At 72.3% G+C, this 16,560-nt stretch carries 14 protein-coding genes and 3 tRNA genes; 5 read left to right on the forward strand and 12 right to left on the reverse strand.

Going from position 1 to position 16,560, the window contains the following annotated elements; all coding sequences use genetic code 11:
* Positions 1-23 precede the first annotated feature (23 nt).
* The 7 genes from ACQP1N_RS22970 to ACQP1N_RS23000 all read right to left on the reverse strand — a co-directional run bounded on the left by ACQP1N_RS22970 (position 24) and on the right by ACQP1N_RS23000 (position 3,871).
* Positions 24-97 (reverse strand) — tRNA-His (locus ACQP1N_RS22970).
* Positions 98-116: 19 nt separating this feature from the next.
* Positions 117-189 (reverse strand) — tRNA-Met (locus tag ACQP1N_RS22975).
* Position 190: 1 nt separating this feature from the next.
* A tRNA-Ser gene (locus ACQP1N_RS22980) sits at positions 191-278 on the reverse strand.
* A 243-nt stretch (positions 279-521) separates the two neighbouring features.
* A complete protein-coding gene (locus tag ACQP1N_RS22985) occupies positions 522-785 on the reverse strand; it encodes a sigma factor-like helix-turn-helix DNA-binding protein (protein ID WP_067805438.1) in 264 nt (87 codons plus the stop codon).
* Positions 786-836: 51 nt separating this feature from the next.
* Positions 837-1,775: an ROK family protein gene (locus ACQP1N_RS22990; RefSeq protein ID WP_067805436.1), complete on the reverse strand. Its 939-nt coding sequence runs from the start codon at positions 1,773-1,775 to the stop codon at positions 837-839.
* Positions 1,772-2,896 (reverse strand): mannose-6-phosphate isomerase, class I, encoded by a 1,125-nt coding sequence (gene manA, locus ACQP1N_RS22995; RefSeq protein ID WP_306303193.1) that lies wholly within the window; start codon positions 2,894-2,896, stop codon positions 1,772-1,774. Before manA ends, ACQP1N_RS22990 begins: the two co-directional genes overlap by 4 nt.
* A gap of 135 nt (positions 2,897-3,031) precedes the next feature.
* Entirely contained in the window at positions 3,032-3,871 is an 840-nt protein-coding gene (locus tag ACQP1N_RS23000) for a hypothetical protein (protein ID WP_131732863.1), read from the reverse strand.
* 377 nt (positions 3,872-4,248) lie between these two features.
* Here ACQP1N_RS23000 and ACQP1N_RS23005 point away from each other — a divergent pair, with 377 nt between their 5' ends.
* The gene (locus ACQP1N_RS23005; RefSeq protein ID WP_433226567.1) at positions 4,249-5,148 is read left to right on the forward strand and encodes a phosphotransferase family protein; all 900 of its coding nucleotides are present in this window, start codon (positions 4,249-4,251) and stop codon (positions 5,146-5,148) included.
* A gap of 94 nt (positions 5,149-5,242) precedes the next feature.
* Positions 5,243-5,482: a zf-TFIIB domain-containing protein gene (locus ACQP1N_RS23010; RefSeq protein ID WP_067805458.1), complete on the forward strand. Its 240-nt coding sequence runs from the start codon at positions 5,243-5,245 to the stop codon at positions 5,480-5,482.
* Positions 5,483-5,566: 84 nt separating this feature from the next.
* Here ACQP1N_RS23010 and ACQP1N_RS23015 read toward each other — a convergent pair whose 3' ends face one another.
* Both ACQP1N_RS23015 and ACQP1N_RS23020 read right to left on the reverse strand, forming a co-directional pair.
* Positions 5,567-8,122, reverse strand: coding sequence for a polynucleotide kinase-phosphatase (locus tag ACQP1N_RS23015; protein WP_433226569.1), 2,556 nt, complete (start codon positions 8,120-8,122; stop codon positions 5,567-5,569).
* Positions 8,119-9,549: a 3' terminal RNA ribose 2'-O-methyltransferase Hen1 gene (locus ACQP1N_RS23020; RefSeq protein ID WP_433226571.1), complete on the reverse strand. Its 1,431-nt coding sequence runs from the start codon at positions 9,547-9,549 to the stop codon at positions 8,119-8,121. Before ACQP1N_RS23020 ends, ACQP1N_RS23015 begins: the two co-directional genes overlap by 4 nt.
* 66 nt (positions 9,550-9,615) lie before the next feature.
* On the opposite strand from ACQP1N_RS23020, the gene ACQP1N_RS23025 reads away from it, so the two are divergent.
* Positions 9,616-10,443, forward strand: a complete 828-nt coding sequence (locus ACQP1N_RS23025; RefSeq protein WP_067805421.1) for a TIGR02452 family protein — start codon at positions 9,616-9,618, stop codon at positions 10,441-10,443.
* Here the strand turns inward: ACQP1N_RS23025 and ACQP1N_RS23030 are convergent.
* A complete protein-coding gene (locus ACQP1N_RS23030) occupies positions 10,440-11,243 on the reverse strand; it encodes a TetR/AcrR family transcriptional regulator (RefSeq protein ID WP_433226573.1) in 804 nt (267 codons plus the stop codon). The genes ACQP1N_RS23025 and ACQP1N_RS23030 overlap by 4 nt on opposite strands.
* A gap of 171 nt (positions 11,244-11,414) precedes the next feature.
* Here ACQP1N_RS23030 and ACQP1N_RS23035 point away from each other — a divergent pair, with 171 nt between their 5' ends.
* Entirely contained in the window at positions 11,415-13,121 is a 1,707-nt protein-coding gene (locus ACQP1N_RS23035; protein WP_433226575.1) for an MFS transporter, read from the forward strand.
* 55 nt (positions 13,122-13,176) lie between these two features.
* On the opposite strand, the gene ACQP1N_RS23040 is transcribed toward ACQP1N_RS23035, so the two are convergent.
* Positions 13,177-14,103, reverse strand: a complete 927-nt coding sequence (locus ACQP1N_RS23040) for an LLM class F420-dependent oxidoreductase (protein WP_433226577.1) — start codon at positions 14,101-14,103, stop codon at positions 13,177-13,179.
* Between the two features lie 196 nt (positions 14,104-14,299).
* On the opposite strand from ACQP1N_RS23040, the gene ACQP1N_RS23045 reads away from it, so the two are divergent.
* Positions 14,300-15,328: a DUF1906 domain-containing protein gene (locus tag ACQP1N_RS23045; protein ID WP_433226579.1), complete on the forward strand. Its 1,029-nt coding sequence runs from the start codon at positions 14,300-14,302 to the stop codon at positions 15,326-15,328.
* A gap of 51 nt (positions 15,329-15,379) precedes the next feature.
* Here ACQP1N_RS23045 and ACQP1N_RS23050 read toward each other — a convergent pair whose 3' ends face one another.
* Positions 15,380-16,558, reverse strand: a complete 1,179-nt coding sequence (locus ACQP1N_RS23050) for a GNAT family N-acetyltransferase (protein ID WP_207394153.1) — start codon at positions 16,556-16,558, stop codon at positions 15,380-15,382.
* Positions 16,559-16,560: the final 2 nt, after the last annotated feature.

Consider the following 16,560-nt stretch of genomic DNA (forward strand, 5'->3'; position numbering starts at 1 on the left):
GAACCGGCCATGCGGAGGGCTCAGGGCCATCGGCCGGGGTCGAACCGGCACCTCCAGGACCACAACCTGGCGTGCAGACCACTACACCACGAAGGCCATGTCTTCATGTTCTTGCGTGTCGAGTGCAGGAATCGAACCTGCCTGCTGCGGGATATGAATCCGCCGGACACACCAGCATCCTCACTCGACGCGGAGGGTGCGAGATTCGAACTCGCGCAGGGGGGATGACCCTGACCACGGTTTAGCGGACCGCTGCCTTTCCACTCGGCCAACCCTCCGGGAAACAAAAAAGACCGCCCCTGATTCCGGGGGCGGTCGAGGTCAGAACGCGTGCGTCACGTCCCTCGGCGGCTCCCGAGATGGGAAAGGCTGCTGCTATGCATTCGATGGCGACGCATCATCCTTCTCCTTTCCGATCTCGCCCGCTACAACGCCCATGGTGCAGGGGCGATTCCCATGCCGGCAACCCATTTACCGGCTCATGCGCCGGCCTCGGCGGTCGGCAGACCGATTCCCGGCCGTCACACGGCGGGGCGGGGCGTGTCTAAGGCCGCGTTCAACGCGTGGAGCGCGTGGTAGACGCGGACCTTGACCACGTCCACCGGCACCCCCAGCGAGGCCGCGGCCTCGTTGACCGACCGGTCCCGCAGGACCGTCTCGGTGAGGATCTCGCGGTGCGCGGACGGCAGTGCCTGGAAGGCCCGGGCGACCACCGCGGGGCGCATCCGCTCCCCCGGCAAACCGAGGACGAACGAATCGGTGTTCTTACCCATGTGCAGTGCCACGCGACGAACCTCCCACCCCCGGCTCCCCACGGCCCCGCCTTTATGGCCGCTTTAAGGATGCGTTGAGGGAGGGGGTTCGGGGAGGGTCTGGCGCAGGGGGACGCCGGAGGCCAGCAGGGCCAGGGCGGCGGCGCCGTAGAGGCCGGCGTCGCGGTCGAGGGCGGTGGGCTTCACTTGCAGATCGCGCAGGTAGGACATGCCGGCGCGTTCGGCGATCGTCCTGCGGAGCGGGTCGAGGAGCAGGTCGTCGGCGGCCGCGACGCCGCCGCCGATGACGACGTCGCGGACGTCCAGGACGGCGGTGGTGTTGAGGATCGCGGTGGCGAGGGCGCTCGCGGCGCGCTGGAAGGCGACGAGCGGGATGCGGGCGCCGGCGCGGGCGGCTTCGGCCAGGGCCTTGGCGTCGGGGCGGCCGGTCGCGAGGGTCCAGCCCTGGGCGAGTGCCCAGCGGACCAGGCCGGGGCCGGCGGCGATCGTCTCCAGGCAGCCGCGGGCCCCACAGACGCACGGTTCGCCGTCGGGGTCGATGAGGACGTGGCCGATGTGACCGGCGTTTCCGGTGCGCCCCATCCAGGGACGGCCGTCGATGACGAGGCCGCCGCCGACGCCGGTCGACACGACGATGCCGAGGAGGGATGAGCCGGAGTGGCCGCCGCGCCACCATTCCCCGAGGACCATGCACTGGGCGTCGCCCGCGAGGGAGACGGGGACGCCGGGTACGAGGCGCTGGACGGCGGCGACGAGCGGATAGCCGCGCCAGCGGGGGATGTTGATCGGGCTGACCGTGCCGGCCACCGCGTCGATCGGGCCCGCCGAGCCGATGCCGACGGCGGTGACGGAGGGGTCGGTGAAGTCGGCGACGAGACCGCGGAGGGTGGCGGTGGGCGACTGCCCGACGGGGTGCTCGGCGCGGTCGAGGAGCGTCCCGGACGCGTCGACGCGCGCGACGGCGAACTTGGTGCCGCCGATGTCGAGGGCGAGGACGGTCATGGCCCGATCCCCGGGAGGACGCGGTAGAGCGTGCCCTTTCCGGTGAGGCTGGCGGCGGGGGCGCCCGCGGGGATGAAGGCGGCTTCGCCGCGGGCGAGGGTCAAGGTGCGGTCTGCGCTGAGCCGGGCCTCGCCGTCCAGGCACAGGAGCGTCTGGGGAAGGCCGGCGGGCAGGGGCTCGGGGTCGTCGGTGAGGTCGTGGCGGATGAGGACGAATTCGTCGGCGTTCGCGCGGTAGCGGCGTTCCGCCGGTTCGACCCGGGCGGGGGTCGACGGGACGAATTCGACCACGCGCATCAGTTCGGGGACGTCGATGTGCTTTCCGGTGAGGCCGCAGCGCAGGACGTTGTCGGAGTTCGCCATGACCTCGATCGCGAGGCCGCCCAGATAGGAATGCGGCACTCCGGCGTCCAGGAAGAGGGCTTCGCCGGGCTTGAGTTCGACATGGTTGAGCAGCAGCGCGGCGAGGATCCCGCGGTCCCCGGGGTAGGTGCGGGCGATGTCTGCGTAGACGCCGGTCAGCGCGGGTTCGACCGCGGCCAGCACCGGGCCGGAACTGTCGTCCAGCATCTGGGTGAGGACGGTGCGAAGCGCTTCGGCGGGCGGCGCGGTCCGGAGTGCAACGATCCATGGGCGCAGTTCGGGAACCGCCAGGCTTTCCAGCAGGCCGGCCGTTTCCCCGGGGTCGCGGAAACCGCACAGGCCGTGGAAGTCGGTGAGCGCGCAGACCATTTCCGGCTTGTGGAACGGGTCCTTGTAGGTGCGGGTGTAATCGTCGATCGGGATGCCGCGCGCCTCTTCGGCGGCGAAACCCGCCCGGGCCTGCGCCATGGTGGGGTGCACCTGGAGGGAGAGCGGTCTCTCGACGGCCAGGACCTTGAGCAGGTAGGGCAGTGCCGGGCCGAAGCGGGCGATCGAGCGCGCGCCCAGCATCCCGGCCGGGTCGCGGTCGATGAGGACGTTGAGCGGCGTCCCGCCCACCGAGGAGGGCGCGGCGGGATGCGCGCCCGCCCACAACTCGGCCTGCGGGCGGCCGGTCGGCTCGGTGCCGAGCAGCTCCGGCAACGCGGTCCGCGACCCCCAGTCGTAGGGGCGGATCACGGTGGACAGCGGCAGGGGCACCAACCTGCGCCTTCTCCTTACTCGGTGCGCCATGTCGGTGGGTCGGCGCGCGTGGGCAACAGCGTACAAGCGCCGGGCGCCCGCGGACGCGGGGGCCCGGGCTCGTGATCAACACGACACCCCGGGCACTGCGCGTCACGCGCGCCCCCCGGCCGCGCAGACGGCGGGGCGTGTCGTGAGCCGCGGCACGCCGGCGCCGCGCCAGTCGGCGCGGCGGGCCGGCCGGGCGTAGCAGGGCCCGGCGTCGCCGATCAGCCTCTCCATACCGGGCAGGCCCAGCGACTCGGCCGCGAACTCGTACAGGCGGACGAGGCGCGGCATGATCACGCCGTAGTCGAGGGCGCGCGGCAGCATCCCCTCCGCCGCGACGAGATCGGCGCCGCCCAGCCCGTCCAGCGGATAGCGCTCGGGAAACGCGCGGCGCAGGTCGAGGAACAGCCCGACGGAGCCGCCGCGCGGGTCGCCGAGCAGCGCGCCGAGCGGCGCGAACACGCCCAGCGCGAGCCGGGGCCGCGCCACCAGCGCGTGCGCGTACAGGACGCGGACGAGCGCGACGTTCATCACGAACCGCTCGGCGGGCAGTTCGGCGCGGGCGAGCGGCTCGCTGTCCAGGTATCCGGTGACGACGCTGGCGTTGTGGGCGCGGTACCAGGACGCCGGGGACGGGTCCCGGACGAACTCTCCCCACAGCGCGACGCTCCGCGAGGACGGTTCGCCGCCGTCCAGCAGCGCCGCCTCGGCCTTGTCGTGCAGCAGCCGGTCGTTGACGGCCCGCCACCATGGGCTGCCCGCCGGCTCGCCGTCCGGCGGGTTCAGCACTCCCCGGGCGATCTCCCAGCGCAGGAAGCTCAGCTCGGCCCGCCCGTAGCGGGCGCGGTCGCCGACGTAGAACCCGGCGGCGAGCCAAAGCCTGCGCTCCACGCCGTCCGCGGCGTCCCGCACCCGCATGGCCGCCGTTCCCACCGCGTCGATCATGCCTGGCCTCCCAGCCCCCGTTGCGGGATTCATGCCCTTACCCCCTGCACGGTGACCCACGCGGCGCAGGTTCACGCCGCTCCGGGTGAACCTCCGGCGGCCCGGCATCGAACCCATGAACGGGGACGGCATCCGGCGGGCCTGCCCCATTAGGATGAACGCCGGAGAGGTGGTGGACCGTGGGCAAGCACAACAAGCCGGCGACGCGGTCGTGCCCCGGCTGCAACGGGACCGGGACCAGCACCGCCACCCACGAGCGATGCAACGTCTGCCGCGGCACGGGACGCATCTGAGCCGCCCCACCGGACGAGCTTGGCCATGGGCCGCGGGCGGCCGGGTGGGAGACTCGTGCCGGTGCCGGGTGGTTGACTGGGCGGGTGCAGACCGAGACCGTCCAGCCGGGGCTGTTCGCCCGGCTCGCTGAGATCGGGCGCGGCTCGGCCCGTGCCGGCGCGTCCCCGCAGATGCTGTACGACCGCCACGGAGTGCTCGTCGTACGGGTCGGTGACGTGGTGGTGAAGGCGCATCAGGCCGACCGTGACCACGGGGCCCCGTTCCTCGAACGGGTACGGCTCGCGGGCACACTTCCGGATCTCGTCCTGGGGCCGCTGGGGCGGCCGCTCACCGTGGACGGCCGGACGGTCACCGTCTCTGCCTACGGTGAGCCGGTGAGCCCGAACCTGGAACTCCCCTGGGAGGAGGGTGCTCGGCTTCTGGCGGCCCTCCATGTGCGGGACGTTCCCGCAGACGCGCCGTCGTGGGGGCGTCCGGCACGTGTGGCGCGCCTTGTTTCGAAACTGGGCGACGGTCCCGCCGAGGACGCGGTGCGACGCGCGTTCGCCACGCTTCCCGCCTGGATACGCGGCGAGGGGGACGAGCCCGGGGGGCGGGAGCAGCGCCTCATCCACGGGGACTGGCACTTGGGCCAGATGGTCCGCATGCAGGACGGCCGTTGGCGGCTCATCGACATCGAGGACATGGGCCGAGGCGATCCTGCCTGGGACCTCGCCCGCCCCGCGGCGCTCTACTCCGCCGGGGTCCTGCACCCGGACGAGTGGGAGCGTTTCCTGGGCGCGTACCGGGAGGCGGGCGGCCCGGCCGTCCCCGCGCAGGGCGACCCGTGGGCGGGCCTGGACGTGCCCGCCCGAAGTCTTGCGATCCAGATAGCCGCCACGTGCGTCATATCCGCGGGAAAGGACGATCGGCCGCTCGACGGGCCGGAGCAGGCGATGATCGACGCCTGCGTGAGAATATCCGCGGCGGGGGACGCGGCATGACGTGGCGCGAAACCTGCCCTACATTTAGCCTCTACCTGGGGATCCATACCGGAAGGACGGCAAGGCGATGCACTGCCCTAAGTGTCGTGGCGTGATGCGGACCTACACCCGCAGCGGCGTCCACATCGAGCAATGTGACAGCTGCCGAGGCATCTTCCTCGACTACGGCGAGCTGGAGGCCCTGAGCCAGATGGAGGCGCAGTACCGGGCGGCGCCGCCGCCCGCCGGCGCACCGGGCTGGGGAGCGCCCGCACCGTCGGTGCACCACCATCACCACGGCGGCCACCACCGCCCCCACCACGGGAGCGTCTTCAACATGCTCTTCTCGACCTGACCGACCGCGCCACGGCCCGCCCCCGAGCAGGAGGCGGGCCGCACGCATCGTGTCGTTCCCGGGAGCCCCGGGCTCCCGGCGGAATCAAAGACGCGGGTCGACGGGCTCGGACTCCAGCGCCAGGACGGCGAAGACCGCCTGGTGGACGCGCCACATCGGTTCCCCGGCGGCGAGCCGGGCGAGCGCCTCGGCGCCGAGCGCGTGCTCGCGCATCGCCAGCGACCGCTTCCTGCCGAGGGACCTGCGGCGCAGCCGGTCGAGGTTCTCCGGCTCGGTGTAGTCCGGGCCGTAGATGATCCGCAGGTACTCCGGCCCGCGGCACTTGAGGCCGGGCTGGATCTTCACCTCGTCCGGGAGCGGCCCCAGCGGCTTCACGACCATGCCCTCGCCGCCCGCCGCGGTGAGCTTCTCCCACCACTCGGTGACGGCGGCCTCCGATTGCGGCGACCCCAGGTCGACGGTCATGAACTCCGTCCGCTGAACGAGATCGCTCGTGTCGCTCTCCGCGAGCCGCCCGGCCACCGCCATGTGCCACTCGTGGTCGCGGGCGTCCGCCCAGGATCGGCCTTCCCCGGCGAGGATCTGGAACGGCGCGAACCGCAGGCCGGTCAGGCCGTCCACCGTCCAGCAGTACCGCGCGTAAGCGTCCCGGAACAGGGACGCGTTGACGGCGCGCCGGTCGATGTGCTCACGCAGGCCGCCGAGGTCGAGGCCGCGTTCGCTCGCGCGCGCGAGAACCTCGGACGCCATCGGCAGGGCGGCGCGGGCCGCCGCGCCGGCCGCCGCGTACTGCGTGCGGATGAGGTCCATGGCCTTGGCCGACCACGGCAGCAGCTCGCCGTCGATGACGAGCCATCCGGTGTCCAGCTCGTCCCAGAGCCCGGCCGCGCCGATCGCGGCACGGAGCCGGTCCAGGACCTCGGCCGTGCGGGACGGGTCGCGGAAGAACGAACGTCCGGTGCGGGTGTAGACGGCGCCAGTCGTCCCGTCGGGCATGCCGAAGCGCTCCGCCGCGACGGCGGCGTCGCGGCAGACGACGGCCACGGCACGGGAGCCCATGTGCTTCTCCTCGCACACCACGCGGGTGATCCCCTTGTCGCGGTAGGCGGCGAGGGCCTCGGCCGGGTGCTCCAGATGGCCGGGCAGCGGCGAGGTGGCGGCGGGCGCCATGGTGGGCGGCAGGTAGACGAGCCAGCGCGGGTCCACGGCGAACCGGCTCATCACCTCCAGCGCGGCCCTCGCGTTCTCCTCGCGGACGGCGACGCGCCCCATGAGACGGGTCTCGACCCCCTGCTCGCCCAGCACGTCCCCGATGTTGAGAACATCGTTCTCCCGGTGCGCTCCCGCACTGGACGCGGCGGGCGCCTCCAGCGGACGCGTCGGCTCGTACCAGACCTGCCGTGCGGGAACCGACACAAGCTCCCGCTCCGGATAGCGCAGCGCGGTCAGCTTCCCGCCGAACACCGCACCGGTGTCCAGGCAGATGGTGTTGTTCACCCATTCCGCCTCGGGAATGGGCGTGTGCCCGTACACGACCATGGCCTTGCCCCGGTAGTCACGCGCCCACGGATACCGGACGGGGAGCCCGTATTCGTCCGTCTCCCCCGTGGTGTCGCCATAGAGCGCGAACGAGCGGACCCGTCCGGACGCACGGCCGTGGTACTCCTCCTTCAGCCCGGCATGGGCCACGACCAGGCGGCCGTCGTCCAGCACGTAGTGGCTGATGAGACCGTCCATGAAGTTCAGCGCGCCGCCGCGGAAGTCGTCGTCCTCGGCGGCGAACTGCTCCAGGGACTTCTCAAGACCGTGCCCCACCCGCACCTTGCGTCCGCGTAGAGCCCGGACGAGTTTCGCCTCGTGGTTACCCGACACGCAGAGCGCGTCGCCGGCACCGACCATGCCCATCACCAGACGCAGCACGCCCGGCGAGTCGGGCCCGCGGTCGACGAGGTCGCCGACGAAGACGGCAGTGCGCCCACCGGGATGGTCCGCTCCCACGGCACGCCCCTGCGCGTCCCGCTCGATCTCGTAGCCGAGGCGGGTGAGGAGGTCCTCCAGTTCCGCGCGGCAGCCGTGCACATCGCCGATGACGTCGAACGGGCCGGTCAGCTCGCGCTTGTCGTTCCACGCCTTCTCGTAGACGATCGTCGCGGCGTCGATCTCGTCGGCGCCGGTCAGGACGTGGTGGCGGCGGAACTGGCGGGCGAGGTCCCGCATCCCGCGCCGCAGTTCGCGCCGTTGGCGCGGGATCACGTGCGGGGGCAGGTTCCGCTCCGGTCGGACCGCGTTCCGTTCGGCGGCAAGGCTCTCCGGCACGTCCAGGACGATCGCGACGGACATGACGTCGTGCTCCTTGGCGATCCGCAGCAGCGCCTCCCGCGACCTGCTCTGCACGTTGGTCGCGTCGACCACGGTCAGCAGCCCGCGCCGCAGCCGCTTGCCCACGATGTAGTGGAGCAGGTCGAACGCGTCGCCGGACGCGGACTGGTCGTTCTCGTCGTCCGACACGACCCCGCGGCAGTGGTCGGACGAGACGACCTGCGTCGGCTTGAAGTGGCTGCGCGCGAAGTGCGACTTGCCCGACCCGGTCACACCGACCAGCACGACGAGGCCCTTCTCCGGGACCCTGATCTCCGTCATCGGGTGAAAACCCCCATCTGGGTGGGCGCGCCGACCTCGGGGTCGTCGTCGCCGACGGGCACGTGGCGGACGCGGTAGCCGTGCGCGGCGGCGACCCGGTCGGCCCACGCGCGGAACTCGGCCCGCGTCCATTCGAAGCGGTGGTCGGGGTGGCGCATCGCGCCCGGCGCGAGCCCTTCGTAGCGGACGTTGTGCTCGGCGTTCGGGGTCGTCACGATCACCACCCGGGGCGCGGCGTGCCCGAACACGACCCGCTCGACCGCGCCGAGACGGGGCGGGTCGATGTGCTCGACGACCTCCATCAGCACCGCCGCCTCGTATCCGGCGAACCGGTCGTCCGCGTAGGTCAGCGCGCCCTGGAAGACGTCCCGGACGCGGCCGTCGCCGCGGCGCGGCCCGTCGTCCCAGTGGAGCCGCCGCCAGGCGTGGCTCAGCGCGCGGTGCGAGACGTCGGTTCCGGAGATCTCGGTGAAGAAGCCGTCCTTGAGCAGCCGCGCGAGAAGTTTCCCCGTGCCGCAGCCGAGGTCGATGACGCGCTGGGCGTTCTCGTCGTGCAGCGCCCGCACGACCGCCTGGAGACGGTGCTCCGCCAGCGAGACGGGCTGCTCCTTCGGCGTCTGGTCCTCGCCGTCCTCGACGGGGGCGGGTTCCTCCTCGACCTGCACGGGGTCGAGTTCCTCTTCGGGCGCGTCCTCGGCATCGGCGAGCCGGCCCAGCGCGGAACGGACGAGCCCACGCCGGTTGGCCAGGTAGCGGCGGGTGATGGCGCCGCGGTCGGGGTGCGCGGCGAGCCAGCCCTCCCCGGCCCGGATGAGCTTGTCCACCTCGTCCGGCGCCATCCAGTAATGCTTGGCGTCGTCCAGGACGGGCAGCAGCACGTACATCTGGTTGAGCGCGTCGGCGAGCCGCAGCGTTCCGGTCAGCTTGAGCGTCACGTACCGGGAATCGCCCCACTCGCCGAACTCCGGATCGAGCGGCACCGGCACCGCCGACACGTCCCAGCCCAGTGGCGCGAAGAATCGCTCGGCCTGCCCTGGCCCGCCCTTACACGGGAGAGCCGGAAGGGCGATCTCCAGCGGAATCGGGGTCTGCGCCAATTCGGGGCGCGCATCGCACCGTCCGCGCATGGCGGTCCGGAAGACGTTCGACATCGCGGAAGCCAGCAGCGACGACGCCGCATAGGGACGGTCGTTCACGTACTGGCCGAGCGAGAAGTCCGGCGTGCCTCTGCCGCGCGTGCGCACGAGTTCGATCGGATCGACGTCCAGCAGCAGCGCCGCCGTGCAGCGCCGCTCGTCCGCGTCCGGGTAGAAGACGTGCGCCGTGCCGTGGGACTGCTCGAACCGCTGCACCCGGTCCGGATGCTTGTGCAGGAGAAATCCCAGGTCCGTCGCCTGGTCCAGGGTGGTCGTGATCGTCAGAAGCACCCCCCAAGTGTGGCGGACGATATTGAAATGCCTCACATTCTTTTTTCGGGCAGAATCCGGGACGATATGAGCAGACATCCCCGCCGGAGGACCGCGCAGGAGACCGTGGCCATCCTCGACCGCGGCGGCTACCGGGCGCCGTCCGGCCGCACCGTCTCGATCGCGGACGGCCTCGCCCGCGCCGTCGCGGGCACCGTCCTGTACCGGCCGGACGACCTGGACGCGCTCCTTGAGCGGCTTCCCGCCGAACCCGCCGCCGGGACGCGCGTCGAGGTCACCGGCGAGACCACGCTCGCCGCCGCCCGCCGGCTGAGCGGCGGCGGGACGGTCCCGTTCGCGCTCAACTTCGCGTCCGCGAAGAATCCGGGCGGAGGGTTCCTGAACGGGGCGCACGCCCAGGAGGAGGGGCTGGCGCGTTCGTCCGGCCTGTACACGTCGCTGCGGTCGGCCAGGGAGTTCTACGACTTCCACCGTGCCCGGCGCGATCTCCTCTACAGCGACCACATGATCTACTCGCCCGGCGTGCCGGTGTTCCGGGACGACGCCGGGCGGCTGCTGGAAGAGCCCTACGACGTCGCGTTCCTGACGTCCCCGGCCCCGAACCGGGGGGCGATCCGGGACGCCGCCGAGGCCGGGCGGATCCCGGACGTGCTCCGCTCGCGCGCCCGCAAGGTGCTCGCCGTGGCGCTGGCCAACGGGCACGGCCGGCTCGTGCTGGGCGCCTGGGGCTGCGGCGTGTTCCGCAACGACCCGGCCGAGGTCGCGCAGGCGTTCGCCGGGCCGCTGGGTCCGGGCGGCGAGTTCGCCGGGTGTTTCGAGCACGTCGTCTTCGCGGTCTGGGACACCGCCAAGGGCGCCCCCAGGCACGCCGCGTTCCAGAACGCCTTCGCCTAGCCGGGGCGCTCCTCGTCCTCCACATAGGAGGCGACGCCCCGGACGAGCAGGTCGAGCCCGAACTCGAAACGTCCGTCGTTCCCCTCGGCGGTGAGCTCCTCCACCATGTCGGCGAGGACGGGGTAGCGGTCGCGCGGCAGGGCGGCGAAGTACTCCCGGATCTGCCCGAAGTACTCCTGGAAGTGCGCCCACGGGTCTTCGCCCGGGGGCACCTTCGCGAGGTAGAGCGTGTCTTCGACCGCGTCGGCGTCCAGGAACATGCCGAGCGTGTCGACCGCGATGCCGGCGATCTTCTTCGGGACGCCGCCCGCCCGCATGAGCGCGAGCTGCGCCTCGGCGACGTCCAGCAGATGGGGACCGGTGGGGACGCGCCCCATCGCGACCACCGCGATGTCGCGGTGCGAGGTGTAGACGCGGCGGATCTCGCGGGCCAGTTCCTTCAGCTGCTCCTGCCAGCGCGCCGGGTCGGGGACGGGAAGCCTGATCTCGGCGGCGACCCGGTCGAGCATCAGCTCGCGCAGTTCCTCCTTGCCCGAGACATGGGCGTAGAGGGACGCGGGGCCGGTGCCCAGTTCCTGGGCGACACGGCGCATGGTGACCGCCTCCAGCCCTTCGGCGTCCAGGACGCGGATCGCCGTCTCGACGATGGCCTCCTGGGTGAGCGGCTGTTTCGGCGGCGCGGCCCTGCGGGGCTTGCGTCCGGGCGGCGTCGGCATGGGCGTCGGCATGGCCTGCGCCGGGTCGTCCGGCGCCGATTCGTCCGGCGTCGGCGCGTCCGGCTCCGGGCGGGCGGTGGGCACGGCGGGACCTCCCCATCTCGCGATACATCTTGACACTCGCGAATCGCGATATATCTTCTCTACAAGAGAGAGAAGTTTCCTGGTTGCGAACATCGTACTTGACACGAACATTGTTCGCTCCTACGAATAGTGTTCGTAATCAACGAACACCGTTCCCGAGCGGAGATCACCATGACCGAGACACTGACGTCCCCCGGGCGGGACACCGCGGGGGCGGGCTACCACTGGCGCTGGGCCGCCCTGTTCGTGATCCTCGCCGCCGAGATCATGGACATGCTGGACGCGCTGATCACCAACATCGCGGCCCCCACGATCCGGGCCGAGCTCGGCGGATCGGCCGCCACCGTCCAGTGGCTCGCCGCCGGCTACACGCTGTCCATGGCGGTCGGCCTGATCACCGGCGGCCGCCTCGGCGACCTCTACGGACGCAAGCGGATGTTCCTCATCGGCGCGGCCGGCTTCACGCTCGGCTCGCTGCTGTGCGGCGGCGCCGTCTCCCCCGGGATGCTGATCGGCGCCCGCGCCCTGCAGGGGCTGTTCGGCGCGCTGATGCTGCCGCAGGGCATCGGGATGATCAAGCAGATGTTCGACCCGAAGGAGATGGGCACCGCGTTCGGGCTGTTCGGCCCGGTCATGGGCCTGTCGTCGGTCGGCGGCCCGGTGCTGGCCGGCTGGCTGATCGACGCCGACCTGTTCGGCACCGGCTGGCGGATGATCTTCCTGATCAACCTGCCGCTCGGTGCCGCCGCCGTGCTGGCCGGGCTGCGGTTCCTGCCCGCCGGGCGCGCCGAGCACGCGTCCCGCCTCGACCTCACCGGCGCCGCCCTGGCCTCCATCGGCGCCGGCCTGCTGATCTACCCCCTCGTCCAGGGCCGCGAGCACGACTGGCCGCTCTGGACGTTCCTGATGATGGCCGCGTCCCTCGTCATCTGGGGCGTGTTCGGCTGGTACGAGACCCGCAAGCAGCGCACCGGCGGCGACCCGCTGATCGTGCCGAGCCTGTTCCGCAAGCGCGGCTTCACCGGCGGCCTGGCCGTCGGCCTGGTGTTCTTCTCCGGGATGGCGGGCCTCGGCCTGGTGCTGGCCCTGTTCTTCCAGATGGGCCTCGGGTTCTCCCCGCTCAAGGCGGGGCTCGCGCAGAGCCCCTGGTCGGTCGGCATCATCATCGGGTTCGGCGTCGCGCAGGCCGTGCAGCGCTTCGGCCGCACGGTGATCCACGCGGGCACCGTCATCATGGCCGCCGGCATCGCCGGGACCTACGCCACGCTCCAGTACGCCGGGATCGACGTCACTCCCTGGCAGCTCATCCCCGCCCTGATCGTCACCGGGCTCGGCATGGGCCTGCTGATGGCGCCGTTCTTCGACACCGTCCTCGCCGGCGTCGAGCCCGTGGAGACCGGCTCGGCGGGCGGCACGCTCACCGCCGTCCAGCAGCTCGGCAGCGCGCTCGGCGCCGCGGTCCTCGGCACGATCTTCTTCGGCCTGCTCGGCGGGCATGTCGCGAACGCGGCCGACGACGGCGCGCCCACGCTGCGCCGCGACCTTGCGGCCGCGTCCATCCCCGCCGACCGGCGCGACCGCATCGCCGGCGGCCTGCGCGCCTGCGGCCACGACCGCGCCACCGCCAAGGACGCCGCCGCCGTCCCCGCGTCGTGCCGCCGGCTCCAGAACGAGGTCAAGGCCGCCATCGCCGCCGCACCGCAGTCGGCGCCCGCCGTGGGGAAGGCGGTCGCGCGGGCCGGCGAGCACTCGGCCAAGGCCGGCTTCGGCGACGCCATGAAGATCACGCTGTGGGTCGAGGTCGGGATGCTCGGCCTGACCTTCCTGATGACCTTCCTGCTGCCGAGGCACCCGCGGCCGGAGGAGGAGATGGTCTGACGGAACGGAAAGGGCCCGCGGCCGGAGCGTCCCCCGCCGCGGGCCTTCGCCGTGGTCACACCTTGCCGAGCACCTCCGAGGCCAGCAGCTCAAGGTGGTCCAGATCGTGCATGTCGAGCACCTGGAGGTAGAGGCATTCCGCGCCCAGCTCGGCGAACCGGCCGATCTTGTCGACCAGTTCGCCGGGCGTCCCGGCCAGGCCGTTGTCCCGCAGCTCGGACGCCTGCCGGCCGATGGCGTCGGCGCGCCGCCGCACCTCGGCCTCGTCCCGTCCGCAGCAGACCACCTGCGCGGCGGAGTAGACGATCGGCTTCGTCCGGCCCGCCGCGGCGCACGCCGCGCGGACCCGGCCGAACGCCTCGCCGGTGTCCGGCACCCGGTGGAACGGGACGTTGTACTCGCCGGCGTAGCGGGCGGCGAGCCGCGGCGTCCGCTTGGCCCCGAACCCGCCGATGATGATCGGCGGGCCGCCCGCCTGGACGGGCTTGGGCAGCGCGGGCGACTCGGTGAGCGTGTAGTGGTCGCCGCTGAACGAGTAGGTCTCGCCGGTGGGCGTCCCCCACAGCCCGGTGAGAATCCGAAGCTGCTCCTCAAGCCGCTCGAACCGCTCCCCCAGGCTCGGGAACGGGATGCCGTACGCGGTGTGCTCCTGGTCGAACCAGCCCGTGCCGATGCCGAGGTCGACGCGTCCGCCGCTCATCTGGTCGACCTGGGCGACCGAGATCGCCAGCGGGCCCGGGTGCCGGAACGTCGCCGCCGTCACCAGGGTGCCGAGCCTGATCCGGCTGGTCTCGCGGGCCAGCGCGCCCAGCGTGATCCACGAGTCGGTCGGGCCCGGCTCACCGGTCACGTCCCCCATCTTGACGAAGTGGTCGGAGCGGAAGAACGCATCGAAGCCGAGGGCCTCGGTGGCCTTGGCGACCGCCAGCTGTGTGTCGTAGCTCGCCCCCTGCTGGGGCTCAGTGAAGATCCGAAGACGCATGGTTCCATCCTCGTCCCCCGCCGGCCCCGGCCGCGCCACCGGGCCGGCACCGCCTGATGATCTTCATGCGGGCGACCCGATGTCACCAACAGTGACTGTTTACTTGCGCAGAGGTGCGAGCGTGTCCAATTTGCTGCGTCACAGAAGCGGAACCTGTTGAATCGGCCGGGACCGCTCCCCGACCGATGGAGTTGACATGGCTGTCTTCGGCGTCGACTACGCCTGGGGACGCCCGGGCGCCGCCGCGCTGAAACGCGCCGGCGCGAAGTTCGCGTGCCGCTACCTGTCGCACGACACGACCGGCAAGAACCTGACCCGCGCGGAGGCCGACGAGCTGTCCGGGGCGGGCATCTGGCTGGTGGTCGTCTGGGAGGACTCCGCGCGCCGCCCGCTGGCCGGGCGGTCCGCCGGCGCCGCGGACGCGCGGGACGCCACCGCGCAGGCCCGCGCCTGCGGCATGCCGGACGACCGCCCCATCTACTTCGCCGCCGACTGGGACGCCTCCCCCGCCCAGCAGGACGAGATCAACGCCTACCTGGACGGCGCCGCGAGCGTCCTCGGCCGCGACCGCGTCGGCCTCTACGCCGGTCACGGCCCGGTGAAGCGCGCGTTCGACGCGAAGAAGATCACCTACGGCTGGCAGACGTACGCGTGGTCGGGCGGCCGGTGGGACGCCCGCGCGCAGCTTCAGCAGTACTCCAACGACCACACCATCAACGGCGTCGGGGTCGACTACGACCGCGCCGTGAGCAGCGACTACGGGCAGTGGCGCGTCGGCGTCTCGCCCGAAGGAGAAGACGACATGCCCGACTACGTGTCCGTCGGCACCGACACCGAGCAGCGGCTTTCCCCCGGCACGTGGACGAACGTCACCTGGGACCACGAGTACGCCGATCCCCGGCACCAGCACTACGACCCCGGCGGCCCGAGCCTGCTCACCGGTTCCGCCCGCTACAGCCTCACCGTGGCCGCGACCGTCACCGGCGTCCCCGCAGGCACCCTCATCCAGGCCCGCGCCGTCGAGGTCGAGATGAAGGACACGAGCAGGTACGAGGTCGGCCCCGTCCAGGACTTCCTGTCCGTCGGCGAGCGCACCAACCTGGTCTACGGCCTCCCCGCCGACACCGTCCGCGCCGGACACCGGGTGCGTTTCCAGCTCATCCAGCACGGCACCGCCCCCGCGACCGTCACGGACGGCAGCGCGAAGCTCTTCTTCTGGCGGTGACCGGGGAAGGCCCAGGGGCCTCACTTCGCGGCGGCCGCCGGCGCGGACGAGTCAGAAGTCGTCGTTGATGTAGGGGGCCAGCGGGACGGCCGAGGCGGCCGCCAGCCGGGCCGCGGCTCCCGGAGTGTGCTCCGTCATGGCGCCGATCCGGGTGAGGGTGACCGGGCTGGTGCCGCCCAGGTAGGTGGCGGCCAGGTCGGCGGCGGTCACGGTCAGGTCCGGGGGCTCGGCCGTCGGGTCGCAGGTCGCCGCCGCGCCCGTCGTCAGGCGCCAGCGGCCCTCGTTGGCCGGGATGCGGGGATCTTCGACCTCCAGGACGAAGGTGTCCCCGGTGGCCCAGGACCGGGCGCGCAGCGCGGCCGGGACGTCAATGAGGCGGAGCCACAGCGCGCCGTAGTCGTCCTTGATGGCGACCTGGTCGGGGTCGGCGGCCATGTGCGGGAGCAGGTCGTCCACGGGACGGCTCGGCGCCTGGATGCGGGACGTCAGGTCGATCGCCGCCAGGTAGCGCCAGAGCGCGGCCTCGGCCTGCGGGGTGTCGGCGACGAGGTCGACGACCCTGATCGTCTCGTTCTCGTTGGCGCGGTAGACGGCGTAGCCGGCGGGGTGGACCACGATGCGCGGCTCGGTGAAGCCGCCGGCCTCGCTGTCGACCGGGCGCAGGACGGAACGCCTCCACCATTCCGGGTCGCGGAGCAGGCCGCCGGGGCGAGCGGAGAGCGAGCGGGTGTAGATCGGGTCCAGCAGTTCGGGCGCCGACTCGGCGTCGACCAGGCGGACGGGGCGGTCGTCCGGAGTGGTGCGCAGGCCCAGCGGACGGGACGTGTCGACCTCCATCCCGATCGCCCGGGTGGCGAGGCCGAAGCCGTACCGGCCGTAGATGGCGCCCTGCGACGCCCAGAGCACGGCCACCGGGCGGCCGGCGGCGACCGCGTCCGCGTGCATGCGCTCCATCATCGCGGTGAGAATGCCCTGCCGCCGATGGGTCGGCAGCACACCGACGAAGGTGACCGCCGAGCAGTCGAGGAACGTTCCCGGGACGGCCAGCCGCATCGGCATCGACGCGAGCTGGCCCACCAGGGTCCCGCCGTCGTAGGCGCCGACACGCTCGGCGCGGCGCGGCCTCCAGGACTCCCGTTCGGGGTCCTCGATGCGAAGGTGGAAGACCATGCCGGCGAAGTCGACCATGCGGCCGGCGTCGGACTCCGGCATGTCCCTGATCTCGATCATGG

Source organism: Actinomadura formosensis (assembly GCF_050948385.1).
In the GTDB taxonomy this organism is placed as follows: Bacteria; Actinomycetota; Actinomycetes; order Streptosporangiales; family Streptosporangiaceae; genus Spirillospora; species Spirillospora formosensis.

What these genes read in the sequence shown, in the direction of transcription:
- ACQP1N_RS22990 (WP_067805436.1), bottom strand. Translation starts at nt 1,775, where the DNA reads ATGACCGTCCTCGCCCTCGACATCGGCGGCACCAAGTTCGCCGTCGCG.
- ACQP1N_RS23000 (WP_131732863.1), bottom strand. Translation starts at nt 3,871, where the DNA reads ATGATCGACGCGGTGGGAACGGCGGCCATGCGGGTGCGGGACGCCGCG.
- ACQP1N_RS23010 (WP_067805458.1), top strand. Translation starts at nt 5,243, where the DNA reads ATGCGGACCTACACCCGCAGCGGCGTCCACATCGAGCAATGTGACAGC.
- ACQP1N_RS23015 (WP_433226569.1), bottom strand. Translation starts at nt 8,122, where the DNA reads ATGACGGAGATCAGGGTCCCGGAGAAGGGCCTCGTCGTGCTGGTCGGT.
- ACQP1N_RS23025 (WP_067805421.1), top strand. Translation starts at nt 9,616, where the DNA reads ATGAGCAGACATCCCCGCCGGAGGACCGCGCAGGAGACCGTGGCCATC.
- ACQP1N_RS23035 (WP_433226575.1), top strand. Translation starts at nt 11,415, where the DNA reads ATGACCGAGACACTGACGTCCCCCGGGCGGGACACCGCGGGGGCGGGC.
- ACQP1N_RS23040 (WP_433226577.1), bottom strand. Translation starts at nt 14,103, where the DNA reads ATGCGTCTTCGGATCTTCACTGAGCCCCAGCAGGGGGCGAGCTACGAC.
- ACQP1N_RS23045 (WP_433226579.1), top strand. Translation starts at nt 14,300, where the DNA reads ATGGCTGTCTTCGGCGTCGACTACGCCTGGGGACGCCCGGGCGCCGCC.
- ACQP1N_RS23050 (WP_207394153.1), bottom strand. Translation starts at nt 16,558, where the DNA reads ATGATCGAGATCAGGGACATGCCGGAGTCCGACGCCGGCCGCATGGTC.